This window comes from Bradyrhizobium sp. 604_D8_N2_3 (genome assembly GCF_051810765.1).
Lineage (GTDB): Bacteria > Pseudomonadota > Alphaproteobacteria > Rhizobiales > Xanthobacteraceae > Bradyrhizobium > Bradyrhizobium barranii.
Genome location: NZ_JBPWPM010000001.1, coordinates 8219923 through 8236250 on the forward strand (window position 1 = coordinate 8219923; position 16328 = coordinate 8236250).

At 61.5% G+C, this 16328-nt stretch carries 17 protein-coding genes and 1 tRNA gene; 8 read left to right on the top strand and 10 right to left on the bottom strand.

Going from position 1 to position 16328, the window contains the following annotated elements:
- The first annotated feature begins 60 nt into the window (after positions 1–60).
- Positions 61–231 (top strand): hypothetical protein, encoded by a 171-nt coding sequence (locus AB7245_RS39460; RefSeq protein WP_161495798.1) that lies wholly within the window; start codon positions 61–63, stop codon positions 229–231.
- Positions 232–525: 294 nt separating this feature from the next.
- Positions 526–672, top strand: coding sequence for a hypothetical protein (locus AB7245_RS39465; protein WP_014492080.1), 147 nt, complete (start codon positions 526–528; stop codon positions 670–672).
- A gap of 75 nt (positions 673–747) precedes the next feature.
- Here AB7245_RS39465 and AB7245_RS39470 read toward each other — a convergent pair whose 3' ends face one another.
- Complete coding sequence (locus tag AB7245_RS39470; RefSeq protein WP_028150667.1) at positions 748–1425, bottom strand: ParA family protein; 678 nt, start codon at positions 1423–1425, stop codon at positions 748–750.
- A gap of 432 nt (positions 1426–1857) precedes the next feature.
- A complete protein-coding gene (locus tag AB7245_RS39475) occupies positions 1858–2193 on the bottom strand; it encodes a hypothetical protein (protein ID WP_085400415.1) in 336 nt (111 codons plus the stop codon).
- Between the two features lie 372 nt (positions 2194–2565).
- Between AB7245_RS39475 and AB7245_RS39480 the strand changes: the two genes are divergently transcribed.
- Positions 2566–3510, top strand: a complete 945-nt coding sequence (locus tag AB7245_RS39480) for an AEC family transporter (protein WP_038932208.1) — start codon at positions 2566–2568, stop codon at positions 3508–3510.
- A gap of 20 nt (positions 3511–3530) precedes the next feature.
- On the opposite strand, the gene AB7245_RS39485 is transcribed toward AB7245_RS39480, so the two are convergent.
- Positions 3531–4097 carry a DUF4126 domain-containing protein gene (locus AB7245_RS39485; RefSeq protein WP_244623203.1) on the bottom strand — a complete coding sequence of 189 codons (567 nt, stop codon included), beginning with the start codon at positions 4095–4097 and terminating at the stop codon, positions 3531–3533.
- Between the two features lie 92 nt (positions 4098–4189).
- Between AB7245_RS39485 and AB7245_RS39490 the strand changes: the two genes are divergently transcribed.
- Genes AB7245_RS39490 through AB7245_RS39505 form a run of 4 tightly spaced genes read left to right on the top strand, consistent with a single transcriptional unit; the run spans position 4190 to position 5941 of the window.
- Entirely contained in the window at positions 4190–4681 is a 492-nt protein-coding gene (locus AB7245_RS39490; RefSeq protein WP_439035576.1) for an AEC family transporter, read from the top strand.
- Positions 4641–5027, top strand: a complete 387-nt coding sequence (locus tag AB7245_RS39495; RefSeq protein ID WP_439035577.1) for a nuclear transport factor 2 family protein — start codon at positions 4641–4643, stop codon at positions 5025–5027. The genes AB7245_RS39490 and AB7245_RS39495 overlap by 41 nt, the downstream gene beginning before the upstream one ends.
- 51 nt (positions 5028–5078) lie before the next feature.
- Positions 5079–5297 (top strand): hypothetical protein, encoded by a 219-nt coding sequence (locus AB7245_RS39500; protein WP_085400407.1) that lies wholly within the window; start codon positions 5079–5081, stop codon positions 5295–5297.
- Positions 5294–5941 carry a hypothetical protein gene (locus tag AB7245_RS39505; protein WP_135215184.1) on the top strand — a complete coding sequence of 216 codons (648 nt, stop codon included), beginning with the start codon at positions 5294–5296 and terminating at the stop codon, positions 5939–5941. The genes AB7245_RS39500 and AB7245_RS39505 overlap by 4 nt, the downstream gene beginning before the upstream one ends.
- Positions 5942–6111: 170 nt before the next feature.
- Here the strand turns inward: AB7245_RS39505 and AB7245_RS39510 are convergent, their stop codons facing one another.
- From AB7245_RS39510 to AB7245_RS39540, 7 genes are all read right to left on the bottom strand, one after another.
- A complete protein-coding gene (locus AB7245_RS39510) occupies positions 6112–6765 on the bottom strand; it encodes a hypothetical protein (protein WP_439035578.1) in 654 nt (217 codons plus the stop codon).
- Positions 6766–6771: 6 nt separating this feature from the next.
- Positions 6772–7347: a hypothetical protein gene (locus AB7245_RS39515; RefSeq protein WP_439035579.1), complete on the bottom strand. Its 576-nt coding sequence runs from the start codon at positions 7345–7347 to the stop codon at positions 6772–6774.
- Positions 7348–7932: 585 nt separating this feature from the next.
- On the bottom strand, positions 7933–9399 hold the full coding sequence (locus tag AB7245_RS39520; RefSeq protein WP_144030685.1) for a tetratricopeptide repeat protein: 1467 nt from the start codon (positions 9397–9399) through the stop codon (positions 7933–7935).
- Positions 9400–9435: 36 nt separating this feature from the next.
- Entirely contained in the window at positions 9436–9873 is a 438-nt protein-coding gene (locus tag AB7245_RS39525) for a hypothetical protein (protein ID WP_135216032.1), read from the bottom strand.
- A 584-nt stretch (positions 9874–10457) separates the two neighbouring features.
- The gene (locus AB7245_RS39530; protein ID WP_135216031.1) at positions 10458–11267 is read right to left on the bottom strand and encodes a hypothetical protein; all 810 of its coding nucleotides are present in this window, start codon (positions 11265–11267) and stop codon (positions 10458–10460) included.
- Between the two features lie 96 nt (positions 11268–11363).
- Positions 11364–11440: transfer RNA gene (locus tag AB7245_RS39535), tRNA-His, on the bottom strand.
- Positions 11441–11631: 191 nt separating this feature from the next.
- Complete coding sequence (locus AB7245_RS39540; RefSeq protein WP_063985516.1) at positions 11632–12066, bottom strand: phasin; 435 nt, start codon at positions 12064–12066, stop codon at positions 11632–11634.
- Between the two features lie 737 nt (positions 12067–12803).
- Here AB7245_RS39540 and AB7245_RS39545 point away from each other — a divergent pair.
- Positions 12804–16256 carry a PAS domain-containing protein gene (locus tag AB7245_RS39545; protein ID WP_354080188.1) on the top strand — a complete coding sequence of 1151 codons (3453 nt, stop codon included), beginning with the start codon at positions 12804–12806 and terminating at the stop codon, positions 16254–16256.
- The last annotated feature ends 72 nt before the right edge of the window (positions 16257–16328 follow it).

Sequence of the window (16328 nt, forward strand, 5' to 3'; positions counted from 1 at the left end):
AGAGGGAAGGCAGCGTCGTGTCCGCTCGACACCATCTCAATCCGGAAAAGAGATCGACCTATGGACATTCGTCAATGGCGCGATGCGCTGAAGGCGGCATGGGAACGCGTTTCATATGCGAGCGAGTTATCCGACTGGCTGCGGCGCGATATCGGATTGACCGCGGATGAGGTGAAATCGCGCGCGGACTACATCGACGAGATCAGAAGGAAATACAGTGAGTGGGTTTAGCGGCGGCGCGAGCGGGGTGGGGTGATCTCTCCACTCGGGCACTATTCGATGCGGAGAGACTGTCACCCCACCCCGCTAGGCATTTCGCTTCGCGCAATGCCCAGCGACCCTCCCCCTCCAGGGGAGGGTAAGAACGTGCCCCGTGCTTAACCCCGCGCGAACGCGCGCACTGCGCCGGCATGGTTAATCCGTGGTAGCACCTGTGTTCGAATGCGCCCGAAATTGCGACCCGGATTCTTAAAACATCCCGGCTATCACTGGCGCCCATAAGCGAAGAAATCGCGGGGGCGTTTTGTGAATATCCAGAATGAAGTGGCGTCGCATTACGACGCCGGACAGCAGAGCTTTACCACCGAGGACATTCTCTGGGCCGCCGGCATCTGGTCGGTGATCCTGACGCTGTCGCCGGTCATCGTGTTCTACATGCTGATGGTGGCATAACGCGTCTCCACCGGGCCGAAACGCAAAACGCGCGGACTTCCGCGCGCTTTCCGTCCGGGGAATGATTTATGAAAATTATGCCGCCTGCTTGTGCATTGCGCCGGATGCCGACGCCGTGCCGCGAATAGCCTTCACTGAACGCTCGATCGCCGCCCACAGCCTTGCGATTTCCTGGGCCGCACGACTCTCGGCCTGATACTCGCGCGCGCCTTCGCCGTGGCTGAGCGCCATCAGCAAATCCGAACGGTTGGTGATCTGGCCGCCCCACACCGGCGCGCGGAATTTCGCCAGCGCCTCGCGGGCGATGGTAACGATCGGGCTTTCGGACTCGTCGCGGCGCGCCGGCGCACCGTTGAGCACGACCGCGTAGGGCTTGCGCGCCGCGCGGCACATCTGGATGGTTTCCTGCACCGCGTTGACGTCGAACACGCCGGGACGTGCCGGAATGACCACCATGGTCGCGTTCTTGATCGCGTCGTCGACGACGGCCGACAGATTCGGCGGCGTGTCGATCAACACCCATTCATAACCGTCGCGCTTGGCAGCGGAGACGATGCCGCTGACCGAGTTCACCGCAGCCTTGATCGGCGGCTCGTTGGTGCCGCGCAGCTTGTGCCACAGCGTGAGCGAGCCCTGCGGATCCGCGTCCACGAGCATCACCTGCTTGCTCGCCTTGATCTGCGCGGCGAGATGTGCGGCCAGGGTACTCTTGCCCGAGCCGCCTTTACGCGATGCAAAAACAATTACGTTCATACCTCTGGCCTCCAGATTGACCCCAGATCACGAAAATGAATCACCGCGCTGATTCGGGAAAGAAAAATTTACCGGCAGTTGCCTCAGAGCCACGAAATAACAAGACGTGTTGGCTTTTGAGTCACACTGCTTCGCGCGACCAGGATACCAATCGCAACGAAACGCCCTTCACGCCGGCAATCCCACGCTTTTTCGGCAGCAACGCGGGAAAAACGGAATGCAACCTCGCCGCGCAAACCCTCTCGCGACTCTTTTCCGTCGAACGCGCTGGTAATTGTCGCAGGCGTCCGCACGGCGAGGCGAACAAAAGGAGTCCGGAGGCTGGCGCGCAGCTGATGCCGGCAACACACATGCAGGGGACACCGACGCGAAGACGCTTCGCGCTGTTGCCCTGACGCGACGAGCTTCAAAGAAAGAACGCTAGCCCCGCGCTCAGCTTTCGCTGGATTTCTTCTTCTTGGCCGCCTTCTGCGAAGGCTTGGTGCTCTTCTTGGCCGTCGGCTTACCGGCGCGGGCCTCGCCGGGCTCGGGTCCCTGGCGGAAGAACACTTTGCACTGCGGCGAGAGCTGCGATTTCTTCTGGATCATGCAGGCGGTGATGGCATCAACGTTCGGAACGAACTCGCCGCACAGCCGCATCGCGTCCGGCGAGCAGGCCTGCTGCTCCTCCTGCGTGTAGGCGAAGCCGGCGCCGGGATGGACCAGGACGGCGAGCGCAATGCCCGAGATCGCAGCAGCCAAGGATTTTTTGAAACGGAGCGCCGGCATCGATCCCCCCACATGTCGAGTCAGAGCGAATAGTGGGTGAACGGGCGTTCGTTGGCAACGAGGCCTGAAGCGAAAACGGCCACCTGTGCGCTCCGGGCAACAGGCCGGTCGGCCCGGCGCGGTCCCATCCCGGGCACGATGTCGCGCTATCAGGCTAAGCCCTTGGCAGGGCTGGCGAGATCGGGTCCGCGCGCGGCTTCAGCTTCGGTCCAACAAAAAAACGCGAAAACAACCCCATGCACAGTAGCCAGGCCACGGCGGCCAGTTACGGATTTTACGAAATCGATTTGACTCGTCGGGCAAAACAGCGGCATGATGGCATGATCGAGGACGTGGGGTGGTCGTGTGATGTCCCCGTGAGATGAGGGGCGCATGGCCACAGTATTGATCGTCGCGCCGGTGTTCGCCCTGATCGCGGCCGGCTATGCGTCGGTGCTGTTTCGCTTCGTCTCCGAGACCGCGCACAAGGGCATCTCCGAATTCGCCTTCAGCATCGCGATCCCGGCGCTGCTGTTCCGCACCATCGTCGTGTCCGAATTCCCCGATGTCAGCCCCTACCGGATGTGGGGCGCCTATTACGGCGCGCTCGCCATCACCTGGATCGCGGCGCTGGCGCTCTCGGCATGCTTGCGCGAACGGCGCGAGGACCGCGAGGACGGCGTCGTGTTCGCGATCGGCTCGGTCTACGGCAACATCGTGATGCTCGGCATTCCGCTGGTGCTCTCGGCGCTGGGCAACGAGGCCGCGGGGCCGATGTCGCTGATCCTGTCGGTGAACACGCCGTTGCTCTGGCTCTGCGGCATCCTGCAGATGGAGCTTGTCAGCCGCAAGCGGACAGGTTCGGTCCTGTCGGTCATCCGCCCCGTGCTCGCGGATCTCGCGCGCAATCCGCTGATGCTGGCGATCGGCTTTGGCGTGGTCTGGCGCTTTACGGGACTCGGCCTCAACCCCGTCGTCGACCGGACGATCGAGCTGCTTGCACAGGCCGGATCGCCGGCAGCGCTGATCGCGCTCGGCATCAACCTGTTTCGATTTGAGGTCAAAGGCGAGATGCTGAGCGTCGCCGCGATGAGCGCGCTCAAGCTGCTGGCGATGCCGGCGGTGGCGTTCGTGCTGGCAAAACTGCTCGGTTTGCCTCCGGTCGCAGCCGGCGTGATCGTGCTGTTCGCGGCGATGCCGACCGGCGCCAACGCGTACATCTTCGCGGCCCAGTATCAGCGGCTGGTGAACCCGGTGTCGGGGGCGGTGGCGCTGGGGACGCTGCTGGCTGCGGTGACGTTGCCGGTGGTGGTGGTGATCGTGGCGGGGGCGAGGTAGCCGCACGAGCAGTCACGCGGTCATTCCGGTAGATCCGCGCGAGGAGCTGACCTCCGCAAGCGCAGGATCAAACGTATCGCCAGCCAGAGCATCAGAACGACGAGCACGAAGGCGGCAACCGGCGCAGCCAGGGCAAGAAGCGATACGAGGAGTGCACCGCCCAGTTCGGCGGTCGCAACCGTTGAGTTGCCGAGGCCAGCCGTCAGGACCGTCGATTTGGCCCGCACGGCCGCGGTGACGCCATGCACGATGCCGGCCGCGCCGCCGCCCGCGACGATGGCGGCCGTCCATTTCATCATCGGTGGAAGATCTGCCATGGTCGCCGCTGACAGGATGGCTCCGGCGATCACGGCGACAGGCGCGGCGATGACATCGAGCAAATTGTCCACGCCGGGAATGAAATACGCACCAACCTCCAGGAGCGCGGCCACGCCAAGCATGAGCATTGCAGCAGGTGTTCCAAGCCATGCGAAACCGTCGCCCAAAGGAAGCGAACCCGAGTAAGCGGCCACGCTGGCAACCAGCATCGGCAGGAACACCCGGAAGCCCGTCGCGGCCGCAAGACCGACACCGAGCGCAATCGACAACGCGAGATCGGAGTTCGACATGAGATCTCCAACGATTGTTGCGCTCGAATTTCCTCGGAAAGGCCAGACGTGATGCGGCCGAGGTCATTGGGATGCGTACGGCCATCGACGCAGATCGCAATGCGCAATCAGGCTACATCGCCGAGGATGAGCAAACCAAGCCAGAAATGTTGACGCAGCCGATCACTCTGCGCATTTCTTCCGCTTCGAGATCAAAGGCGAGGAGCATCGCAGTGATGGGCGCGCTCAAGCTTCTGGCGACGCCGGCGGCCGCGTTCGTGCTGGCCAAGCTGCTCGGTCTGCCTCCGGTCGCAGCCGGCGTGATCGTGCTGTTCGCAGCGATGCCGACCGGCGCCAACGCGTACATCTTCGCGGCCCAGTATCAGCGGCTGGTGAACCCGGTGTCGGGCGCGGTGGCGCTGGGGACGCTGCTGGCGGCGGTGACGTTGCCGGTGATGGTGGTGGTTTTAATTTTGCCTTTGCACGCAAAGGTAGCTATCATGATACCCATAGCAGGAGGCGGATATGGGACATCGCGAGGAAATGCTCGACGTGATCAAGCGCGCTTACGCCGCGCGCGGTGATGGTGACGCGGCAGGCCTGGTGGCCGCTTTTCATCCCGAGGGCCTGTTCAACCTGGTGGGCGACAAAAGCGCACTGCACCTGACAGGAAGTGTGCAGGGGCACGAACCACTGCGTGGCGCCTTCGGTCAATTCATTGACCATTTCGACTTCGAAAAGCGCGAGATCCTGAGCGAATTGGTTGAAGGGAATTGTGCTGCAATACGGTCCCGCCTTGTCATCCGATACCGTCCAAGCGGGAAAGTCTTCAGCACGGAAGTCCTGGACCTCTTCAAATTTCAGGATGGCAAAATCATTGAGCTGATTGAATTCGCGGACACTGCGCAAATCAAGGCCATCGTCTCCTGACGCGCGATGAGACGGGATTGGATCGCGCGTTGAGGAGGGCGTGAGGCCTTCGTGCTCGCAAAGCGCCTGAACTTGCCCCTGCTTGCGGCTGGCGTCGTCGTGCTGTTCGCGGCGCTGCCGACCGGCGCGAACGCGTATATCTTTGCGGTTCAGTATCGGCGGCTGGTGAACCCGGTGTCGGGCACGGTGACGCTGGCGACATTGCTGGCCGCGGTGACGTTGCCGGTGGTTGGTGGTGATCGTTGCGGGGTAAGGATAGCTGAGCGATGAAAGAACTCAGGTCAATCAGTTGCGTAACGCGCAAACAAGCCGAAAGCGCTAGAGAGACGACGCCTTGGAGTCTAACAAATGAAATCCTTTATCGACTCTGTCGCGAACATCCGTATCACACGGACGAGCAAGTAATCTTGGCAAAGCTAAACATCATCGGTCGCGTCTATGCAGCAGCAATAGAGCGGCGCAAGGTCGTCTCGCCCGGTGAGACAAACGACAAATTTTACCTTGAGCGAGTGGCACCCGCGATAATGAAGTCTGGGCTGGACAAGTGGATAAGCCAAGCCAAGTCAGTGGCCCCCTATGGCTCATCTGCGCTTCCAGTGATGCTGGAGATTCATAAGCGCACAACAGACTTATTCGGCCAAATTACCGAACTCAACAAGCGATCTCTCGCCTCAAAATATCTCCACTTCCACGTACCAACTCTTTTCTTCATCTATGATTCTCGTGCGAACCGGGGCATCCGATCACTTTCCTTTCCCGAAAGCGCAGACGAGAAAACACAATACGACTGCGATCCAACTTATAGGGTATTTGTCCTGAAATGCGTCACGCTGAGGTCGTATTGCGAATCTCGCTTTGGGATTAGAATGTCGCCACGAGACCTCGACAATCTGCTCTTAGCAATCAGTCCATAGGGTCGTCCGTTATGGAAGCCCAAGGCGCCAATCCATTAACGTTGCTGACATTCAGCGTCTTTCATTGCGGATCGAGTGCTCGCACTGCTTTGGCATTATGGAGATGCAGTAGGTAGATGCCGTCCGCTATTTCGGCGCAGATGCACTGCCGTTATCCAATCGGACATTTATCAAACTCGCTTCGCTATAATTTCCGAAGCGATCTTGTCCCCGGGTGGCAAAATGAGCGCCGCGCTGCCATCGCTGTCCAATTCGATCTGACGCTCTTCGTGCATCTCGCGAAGAAGCTTCCTAAAGTAGGTATTATTCTTGTAGCCAGTCCAATTCTTCAGTTCTGCGGTCGCGATTTTGCCAGGCGATGTGCAGAGCAACAACAAAATTTGCTCTCGCAAACCCATCTTGGGATCGAGCACGCGCCGCATACCGTCGCCGATCCAAAGCAATGGCATTCGCCGCTCGGCTAATTTATCGACAATATCCTGCGCGTCGAGAATTGAGACATTGTGAAAGACCCTGACCAATTCCGCCATGACCCAAGTGCAGCTAGAAAGGACGAATACTGCATCCATATGATTGGGATCGACATCACCGCCTGCATGCCCCACGCCCCGATTGTTTCGGACCTCAAAGAGCGCAGGCAAAAGTCGCGGGATCAAAATCTGGAAGCTGCGTGGGACCTGGCTATTGTTTTCGAGCAGCTTGCACGCTTGGTCGAAGGCACGCGGTTTCTTCGGCGAAATTGAGTAAATGCCTTTCGCGTAGCCGTCTAAGATCGTGAACACGATTCGCAAAACTTGCCGCCGCTGAGCTCCGAAGGCGACCATCGATGCTCAGCGAAATTCTGTACGATCGACTGGTACTCGGACAATAACGGTAGACGCAATCCGTCCGGAATCGCTGATAGCGCACTCTGGACGCTCATTCAGCAGGCGCACTTTCAATCGCCTCAAGTCCCTCCGGAGTGATGAAGAATGCCCCTCCTTTCGTCTTCTCACAAAACCCCTTGCTAACATTATGTTTAGGCAATCAGCCGAATTGGCCAGTCGCTTTTGATGATTATCCAGCAAAGCCTTTGTGACAACACTCGCAGTGAGCGCCTCAGTCGTACGTCCAGAGAGCCAATAGGCTGTAACGAGAAATCGGCGGACCTGATTCTTCTCAGCCTTCTTTGCCTTTATGTAGCTCGCTAACGAGCCACCAACTTTCGGTGTCGATCCATTCGGATTGGTGTGCGATCCGCTTCCCCCGCCGGTATCCCCGGCGCGAAATGCAGCCGGCTCGGCGGACATTTTGCCAGTCATTGTGAGTGAAATAATTTGGCTTGCGAGCGCTTCGTCGATCTCACGCTCGAAATTGTGGCCAGGCCCGGCCACGGTCAGCTTATAGGCTTGCTTCTCGCCTACCATTCCGTCACCCAAAGGTTGAAAAGAGGAACAAGACATGAAAGCGGCAAAGCGGGCAACGATTGAGTTCCGCCTATCCCCGACAAAAAGTCGATTGTGCATCGCCGCATTGCCAAGAGAGCCACAGCGACAACGGAGGCTGAGAAGAAGCGTCGAACGGATGCTTTGAGCTGGAGACCGCTGCTTCAAAAATTTGCCCGATGCAATCCGAGAGGCCGATGGAGGGCAGACGAAGGCTCTCTGCAAGCAAGGGTACTCGATGAGCGGAAGAGATCTTTGCAGAGCTAATCGGGCGAGGGCTGCAACTGGCCGCCCGGAAAGACGAACCAAAAGCCGCCCCAGTGCACCGGTTCAACGATCCTGGAATAACCAACTGAAATCACTGGTACAGTTGGGTGGGTACTGCCGCCGCTCAACTTTGTCTTTGATAAACCTAGCTTTTTTGCTCGCCAAAGATCGGCTTTTGTAGCGTGTTTTTGTATTCTTGAGCAGCTCGACGTAGCCGGAGCACGACTGGCACTGAAGCTTCACGACCATCTAATAGGGAAGGCACTTGCCTGCTGTGCGCCGGCTCCCAGAGCTTCCTCTCTATTCTGGCAGCCCTGCCTGCCGTAGCGCGCTGTTCATCTTCTCGATGTATTCGGGCTGAAAGCAGAACATTCGATAATAACTGTCGGCCTCGCGAATGGTGAAATCCGGGCGCAATTTCAGCAGCTTTCCGACCTCCGCCTTGGCCTCGTCGAACCGACCGAGAAACGGCAGCGCGTACGCCTGATCGAGATGACTGAGCCAAAAACCCTCAAGGTAGGCGTGCCGGAAATCCTCAAGCGCCTGTTGATATTCGCCTTTCCACCAGTGTCGCTTTGCGGGCGCTAACCACCAAGCAAACGAGGCATTGGGACCCGCCAAGCGAATGGCCTTTTCGGCCATTGCGGTCCCGTCATCCCAGTCCCCCATGAAGGCGAGCCACATACCTCCTGAGAGGGTTCGCGCATCGTTGGAATTGAGCGCGAGGGCCTTTTCCAATTCTTGTCGGTACAGGTGGATTTGACATTTGGTACTCATCGCCAGAGCGTAGGTTCTTTGAGCGAACGCATCGTCGGGTGCAAGCTCAACGGCGCGTGTCGCGCCCCGTAAGATTTCCTCGTTCAAATACAGACGCTTATCGGTGTGTTGAATTTGGTCGGAAGGTAGACCGATCCCCATGCTTCTTTGGTTAAAAAGAACAGTGGCGCGTGCTGACCACGCGAATGCGTTATTCGGCTGTCGCTCGGTAAGTCGCTTGGAGCACTCTAACGCTTTCAGAATTGCGGATGACAATCCACGTACAGACCCGACTACCGCATGAACAATACATTCATATGGACTGAGTTCGAAGACCGGCTTGTTCTGGGATTGCGAGTAATCTGCGTTCATAATTGCGCCGGGGTAGCCACCAATCTGCACGGCGGCGGCGTCGCCAATTTCGTACGCGGACGTTTCCGTTTGCACGCCTTCGGCATTCGCATCGAAGGACTTCGACCAAATCTCTGTACCAGTGCGCAGGTCCGAAACGTGGATATTCGCGCGAGCACCGCCGCCCAATGGGTGAACCTCACCGCTCACCAGATAGTCGACTTGCGCCTTCCGGGCCGCTTTGATGGCATCATCACCTTCCTTTAGAAAGTTTGCAGCGGTTGCGCGCGGTATCACTCGCAAAGTGCTGAACCTCCCGAGGGAGGATGCAAGTTGTTGGGTTACCCTGTCGGCAAACGAACCAAGCCCCGGCGCGGCAATGGGGCTCGAAACAGGCAATACAGCTACTGAAGGCCCCTTCGAGACGATCAGACCGGTGGACGCGGCAGTCGTGGTCGTGGTCGTATCTCTGCCGACGTGGCTGTGCAAAATGTCCCACGCGTGCCAGTAGCCCGCGAGCCCGCCGACCACAGCACCAACCGCAGCAACGGACGCAATGATCGCGCCGAGTTTCCCAAGGCGAAGACGCAGACGAGTGGAGAACGATGCGGATTTGCTATCGTTCAACTTCGGAGCGTCGTTTAGGGGCGTGTCTGCCACCGTCCACCGTTCCTCCGAACGTCAACCTTTGGAAAGTTACAACCAGGTTGCAAAGCTGTCCATATAAGGGCCTTCGTGGTAGCTATCGGGCGCCTCGGGGTAGATGACCTTCCACACGAGATGGTCACCGAACTCCCGCCAGTATTTCGCGGGACCAGGATTGGCCTCGTGCTGCTTCACGAACCAAACGTACCAGCGCCCAGCGAGCGCTATAGCGTTAAGCCGGGTGAGAGGCTGGCCTTCGCCATTCCTATGCGCCCGTAATGCAGCGATACGGGTCTCAATCTCAGCTAACCACTCGCCGTGCTGTGACTTCGCAAAGGGGATTGGCGTCCCGCTCGGTATCCGAAGCTGAGCTTCCCAGCGCACCCCATACAAGCGCCCATAGTCGTCGCGCACATCGGCCGGGATACCTTTTCGAGCGATAAAGCCGCCACCCTTCGCTCGAACTAACTCAACCATCCGCAATGCCATTTGTAGCGCCTTTTGTATTTTAGGCGGCGCAAATACATCAGGCCTATCAGTAAGTTGCTGGGAAAGCGGACTTATCCGCAACGGTGGTACAGTTGGGTGGGCTCGAACCACCGACCTCCTGTTCCCACAGACAGCGCCGAAGGGTCGACACGGGTTCGCTCAACTGTCAATCACAGGAGGCCTGCCACACGCAAAAGCCGCCAAGGTCTCCCTCGACGGCTCGTGCCGTTGCGTTTGCGTAGAGGTACTGTGTCGAGCGGTGCTCGAACGCAGCCCGTACTCGCTCTTATTGGACGCACGCGACCTTCAATGAGGGCCGGTGGGTGCGTTGCCAGTGTGCCGGGCCAACGATCCCCGATCCCTATGAGATGTGACTGGCGGCGATGCTCTTCAAGCGAGCACTGCTGTCCCATTCGATGAAATGGCAAAGCGCGTTTTCAATTGAGCACACTTCGATCATCATCAGCAATCAAGGTCAGCAACTGATCCACCACAACCCGGATACACGTTTCGAAACTCGTATCGGTGATGATTTCGCCGAGGGCGGAAGGGGTCTAGCGGCCTTAAAACGTGCGCCCGGCGTTCTACATGCTAGGCCTTCCGGAGCTAGGTCGGAGGGACCACTCTCGCTGCATCTCAAGGAAAACGGCCCGCCAACGGGTCACCGTCTTCGGCGCCGGCTTTGTTGCAAGCACGAAAGCCTCAAAAAGCTCCCAGCAACTCACACTGGGCGAGCGCGGCGCCCCGTCTGCGAACGACGGGAAGGTATCGGGCCTCTCGTCACGGGCGTAGTCGCCATTCGCGCGCTTCTCCAATAGCTGGATTGCGGGCAACAGATTGTCGCTGACAGCGTCCACGAACAGCGCATGCGCGGTAAGGTTCAACGCCTTCCCCTCGTTGGCGAGGAAGGTTGCGACCCGCGCCAATTCGGCAATCTGCGGCCTCACGGCTTCCCGCACCTCTGGGTCATATTGCCAATCTGCGTGAGGATCGGACCCTGGATCCTCTTCGTACTCGTCAGGCGCCTCTGGGCGGATCACATTCCACACGACGTGATCGCTGAAGTCCCGCCAGTACTTTGGCTTCCCTGGATCGGCCTCGTGCAGCTTCACGAACCAGTTGTACCAACGGCCCGCAAGCGCGATTGCGTTGAGCTTGGTGAGTGGTTGACCCTCGCCATTCCTTTGGGCTCGCAGGGTCGCGATGCGGGTTTCGACCTCGGCCTCCCACTCTCCGAGGCGGGCCTTGGCTTCGTGCTTAGGCGTACCGGCCGGAAGCTTGAGGTGCGCCTCGCGCTTGTGCCCATAGAGCCGTTGGTAGTCCTCGCGTACGTCCTCGGGGATGCCCTTACGGGCGAACCACCGACCATCTGCGGCTCGATTCAACGCGACCATTCGCAACGCCATTTGTGCAGCCTTTTGTATTTTAGGCGGCGCAAATCCTGCTGGTCTATCAGTAAGATGCTGGGAACGCGGTGTTATCCGCAATCTTGGTACAGTTGGGTGGGCTCGAACCACCGACCTCCTGTTCCACAGACAGGCGCTCTAACCAACTGAGCTACAACTGCATCCTTGCGAGCCGCCTTGGGCGCCTGGACGGGCCGTCGACCTAAGGGGGGCTGGACGGGGCGGAAACTAGGTGCAACGGGCGTTTTTGGCAAGGCCGCAAAACCCGAGAATCGCGCTTCCGACGAGGTTATTTCCAAAGCAAAACCCGGGCTCTAGGCCCGGGTTTCTTAATTTAAACCAGCCGGCCTAATCAGGCGGCGGGCTTGTAGAACTTCGAGGCAGAGGCCTTGATCGGCTCGACGGTCTCGGCGGCGACGCGCTGGGTCAGCTCGGCCAGCTCCTTGGCCTGGGACTGGAAGGTCTCGAGCTGGGTGCGGGTGTGGCCGGTCCACAGCTCCAGCGCTTCCGCCGGCGACTTGAGGCCGAACAGCTGCTGGGCGAAGTCCAGCTGGGCGCTGGTGTTGGCCTTCATGAACTCCACCAGCTTGGCGGTGTACTCGCTCGCGCCCTTGTTGGCGGAGGTGAACACGGCCTCAACGGTGCCGTTGTGGGTCTCGGCCGCGTCCTTGAACTTGGCGTAGCTCTCGCGGGCCTGCGACACGCCCTTTTCGGCGAACGCACGCATCTGCTCGGGAACCTCGAACGGAATGATCGAGGCAGAAAACGGATCAGTCGCACCTGTCATGATGTCCCTCACGATAAAGAAAAAATGGAGTGAGCCTTCTGGCGCGCCCGCCGGCCCCGACCTAGGCCTCAAATTCAGCGGGAACGAACACTGGAACGCGATACAAAAAGATGGCTCGCCCAGCGCCCATCACTATCGCCGCCTAAGATGTCAACATTGTGCAACGCAAACGTGATCCGGGCTGCGCCGCGAAATTTAATCGCGGTCAGGATGAGGGTTCCGCATGAGGGAACCCTGGGTTGAGGTAGTCTGGTGCCTGCTGTGGCCGCTCTCTTACCCTCCCCTGGAGGGGTCGAGACGAGCGGAGCTCGCTCGGGGGTCGATCGCGCGAAGCGCGAGCGGGGTGGGGTGATCTCTCCACTCGAGCACCGCCTCCATTGAGAGGCTGTCACCCCACCTCGGTTCGCATTGCGCTTCGCTGCATGCGAACCGATCCTCCCCCTCCAGGGGAGGATGGGCACCTGTGATGCCGCGCCAGCCTGCTCTTTCGGCAAAGTCTCAGGGCTTGGGCTTGGCCGCATCCATCGCCGCGCAGCCCGCCCGCGAATCCTGCGGATGCCGTTGGGCTGCAGCTTGCGGGGGCGGCTACATTAAGGTTATCGCGGCTTTAGGCTTGGCCGTGTAGACCGGAGCCGTGGACCTGCCTGCGCCTGCGCGCGATACTAACCCTTTCTTAAGGCTGTCATTCCGGCAGCCTTGCACCCTGATGTTGACAAGCGAGACTTGAAGCCGGTCGGATGACGAGTTCGGATTTCCAGTTGCGAGGCGTGGGCGATCCCCGGCTGGCCGTGCACGCGACCTCTCCGTTGCCCGCCTGGCTCTGGTCGATCGACGGCACGCGCGTGCTCTGGGCCAATCCGGTCGGCGCAAGGCTGTTCGGCGCGGCCCATGGCACAGCGCTCGCGGACAGGACCTTCGGCCCGGCCGACAGCCATCGCCGCCAGGTCGCCCGGCTCGCGCGCCGGCTGGCGCCGAACGGCGCGATCAGGCTGGAACGGCTGCACGGCTTCGGCGCCCGCTTGGGCATGCTGATGACCTGCGCCTGCGCCCGTCTCGACTTCGCCGATGGAAGCTCCGGCGTGCTCGTCACCGCGATGGATCCGACGCTGCGCTCCATGCCACTGGTCGAACGCCTGCATCGTCTCGTCGAGGGCGCCAGGGTGCCGATGGCGGCGTTCGCGCCCGACGGCCTGTTCGTCGGCGCCAGCGAAGCCGCCCGCTCCCTGCTCGGCTTCCGCGATCTCGGCGATGCCGGTCTTGACCAGGCCCGCAGCGATGCGCTGGCGAAAGGCCGCGCCGAGACGCCGATCGGCATCGGCCAGATGGTGCTGCAACGGGTCGGCATCGGCGCTGATGTCGGCCTGGTCGCGCTGATCGAGCCGGCCGCCCGGCCGGCGGCGCCCGCTGTCGAAGGGAATAGCGCGCGCGAACAAGATGCTCAGCCCGCGCCCGACGCTCCGCCGGTCCCTCCGGCTGCGGTGCCAGACCATGCGCAGCCTGCGCGGCCGAACGAGGCCGCATCCGAAATCGCGCTGTTCGACGCATTCGCCGAGCCGGTCGAAACGCCGGCTCCGGCCGAGACCGTCCCGCCATCAGCGGCGATCGCGGACGCGCACGCCGCGAGCGACGCGATGCCGGAGGTCGTCACGATCCCGGAGGCGGCCGAAGCGCCTGTCCAGGACACTGTCAGCGAAGCGATCGACGCCGCGCCCAAAACTCCGGTTGAAAACCCGCGAGAGGCCATTGTGTCGCCGCAGGCCGCGCCGATCACCTCACACATGGTCGAACCGCCGCCAGCGGAGCCGTCCGCACCGCGTCAGCATCCGCTGCGCTTCCTGTGGCAGGTGGATGCGGAGGGGCGCTTTGTGCTCGGCTCAGACGAGTTCATCCACCTGATCGGCGCGCACACCGCCGCCGGCTTCGGCCGCCCCTGGCGCGAGATCGCCGACGAGTTTGCACTCGACCCTGATGGCCGCGTGGCGCAGGCGCTTGCAAGCCACGACACCTGGGCCGGGATCACCGTGAACTGGCCGGCCGATGGCGGCGAGCATCTGCCGGTCGAACTCGCGGGCCTGCCGGTCTACGACCGCGAGCGCAATTTCGCGGGCTTTAGGGGTTTTGGCGTCTGTCGCGATCTCGACGGACTGAACCGGCTCGATGCGCTCAGGCGCTTTGAGCTGCTCGCCGCGCCGCCCGCACAGCACGGCCTCTCTGCCGACGTCGTCGAACTCGATCCCGATCCCGAGCCGGAGCCCGTGGCGGAGGCACCGCCTCCGCCAATCGAGCCGCCCGCACCCGAGCCTGAGCCTGAGCCAACACCTGAACCCGAACTGCCCGAACCCGTAGCCGACGCGAATTCACATCCAACCGATCCGGAAACATCAGTGGAAACGCCTCCCAATGTCGTGCCGTTCCGCCCGCCCGGCGATGCGCGATCGCCGACGCTGACTCCGGTCGAGAACAGCGCGTTCAACGAGCTCGCCCGGCAATTGTCCGAGCGGCTCGAACGCGAACGCGAGACCATCGCCGCCGTCACGGCCGAGCCGCCGATGGCGGGAACCGCGCCCGAACCTTCGATGCCGGAGCCCGAGGCGCCGCACGTGCCAGCCGAATGGCTGACTGAACCGGCGCCGCCCGCGCAGGGCCACAGCATGCGCGACCGCGCGCTGCTCGATTTGCTGCCGACGGGCATTTTGATCTACCGGCTCGACCGGCTGCTCTACGCCAACCCCGCCTTCCTCGCGCGCATGGGCTATTCCAGCCTGGGCGCGCTCGAGGATGCCGGCGGGCTCGATGCGCTCTACGTCGAGCCCGGCGTATCGTCGGCGAGCAGCACGTCGCAAGCCGGCACGCCGGTGACGATCAGCGCGACGGTGGCGAACGGCGAAGAGCCGCTTCCGACCACCGAAGCGCATCTGCACACGATCGACTGGGACGGCGCGAGCGCGCATGCGCTGATCTGCGCGCTGCCGCAAGCGGCGCCCGTCGTTGCTGCGCCAGTCATCGTGCCGCCTGTCGTCGTCGAACCCGTCGTCGCGGAATCCTTCCCCTACGCGCCCGAACTCGAGCCCGAGGCCGGCGATGCCGACGCCCAGGATCTCGCCGCGATCCTCGACACCACCGCCGAGGGCATCGTCATGTTCGATGCCGAAGGCAACATCCACGCCTGCAACCGCAGCGCGGAAGCGCTGTTCGGCTATGACGGCGAAGCGCTGATGCAGCGGAACCTGGTGACGCTGTTCGCGCCGGAGAGCCAGCAAATCGTGGTCGACTATCTCGAAAGCCTCAAGAGCCAGGACATCGCGAGCCTGCTCGACCACGGCCGCGAGGTGCTGGGGCGCGAGAAGAAGGGCGGCGTCATTCCGCTCGCCATGATCATGGGCCGCACCAGGCCCGACGGCCCGAACTTCTTCGCCGTGTTCCGCGACCTCTCGCAGAGCAAGAAGGGCGAGAGCGAGCTCAAGAACGCCCGCCGTCTCGCCGACGGCGCGGCGAATGCCAAGGCCGACATGCTGGCGCGGATCAGCCACGAGATCCGCACGCCGCTCAACGCCATCATCGGCTTTGCCGAGGTGATGATCTCCGAGCGCTTCGGCACCCTCGGCAACGAGCGCTACGGCGAATACATGAAGGACATCCGCGCCTCCGGCGAGCGCGTCATCACCATCATCAACGATCTCCTGGAGCTGTCGCGGATCGAGACCGGCAAGCTCGATCTCAATTTCGCCAACCTCAATCTCAACGATCTCGTCGAAGCCTGTGTCACGGTGATGCAGCCGCAGGCCAACCGCGAGCGCATCATCATCCGTACCTCGCTCGGGCATGCGTTGCCGCAGGTGAGCGTGGACGCGCGCGCGATGCGGCAGATCACCATGAACCTGATCTCGAACTCGATCCGGCTCGCCAGCGCCGGCGGCCAGGTCATCGTCTCGACCGCGCTCACCGACCGCGGCGAGATTGCCCTGCGCATCCGCGACACCGGCCACGGCCTGAGCGAGCGCGAGGTCGCCGCCGCGATGGAGCCGTTCCGGACGCCACCGCCCGGCGATGCCGCGGACAGTTCGGCGCTCAGCCTGTCACTGACCAAGGCCCTGGTCGAAGCCAACCGCGCCAGGTTCAACATCAAGAGCGCGGCCAATTCCGGCACGCTGATCGAGGTGGTGTTCGCACCGGCGGCGGTGGGGGCGTAGGGGCGGCGGAACAGCTACGTAGCCGAGGTGAGCGAAGCGATACCCGGGAAGGTCCCGCATATCGCTCCGCGC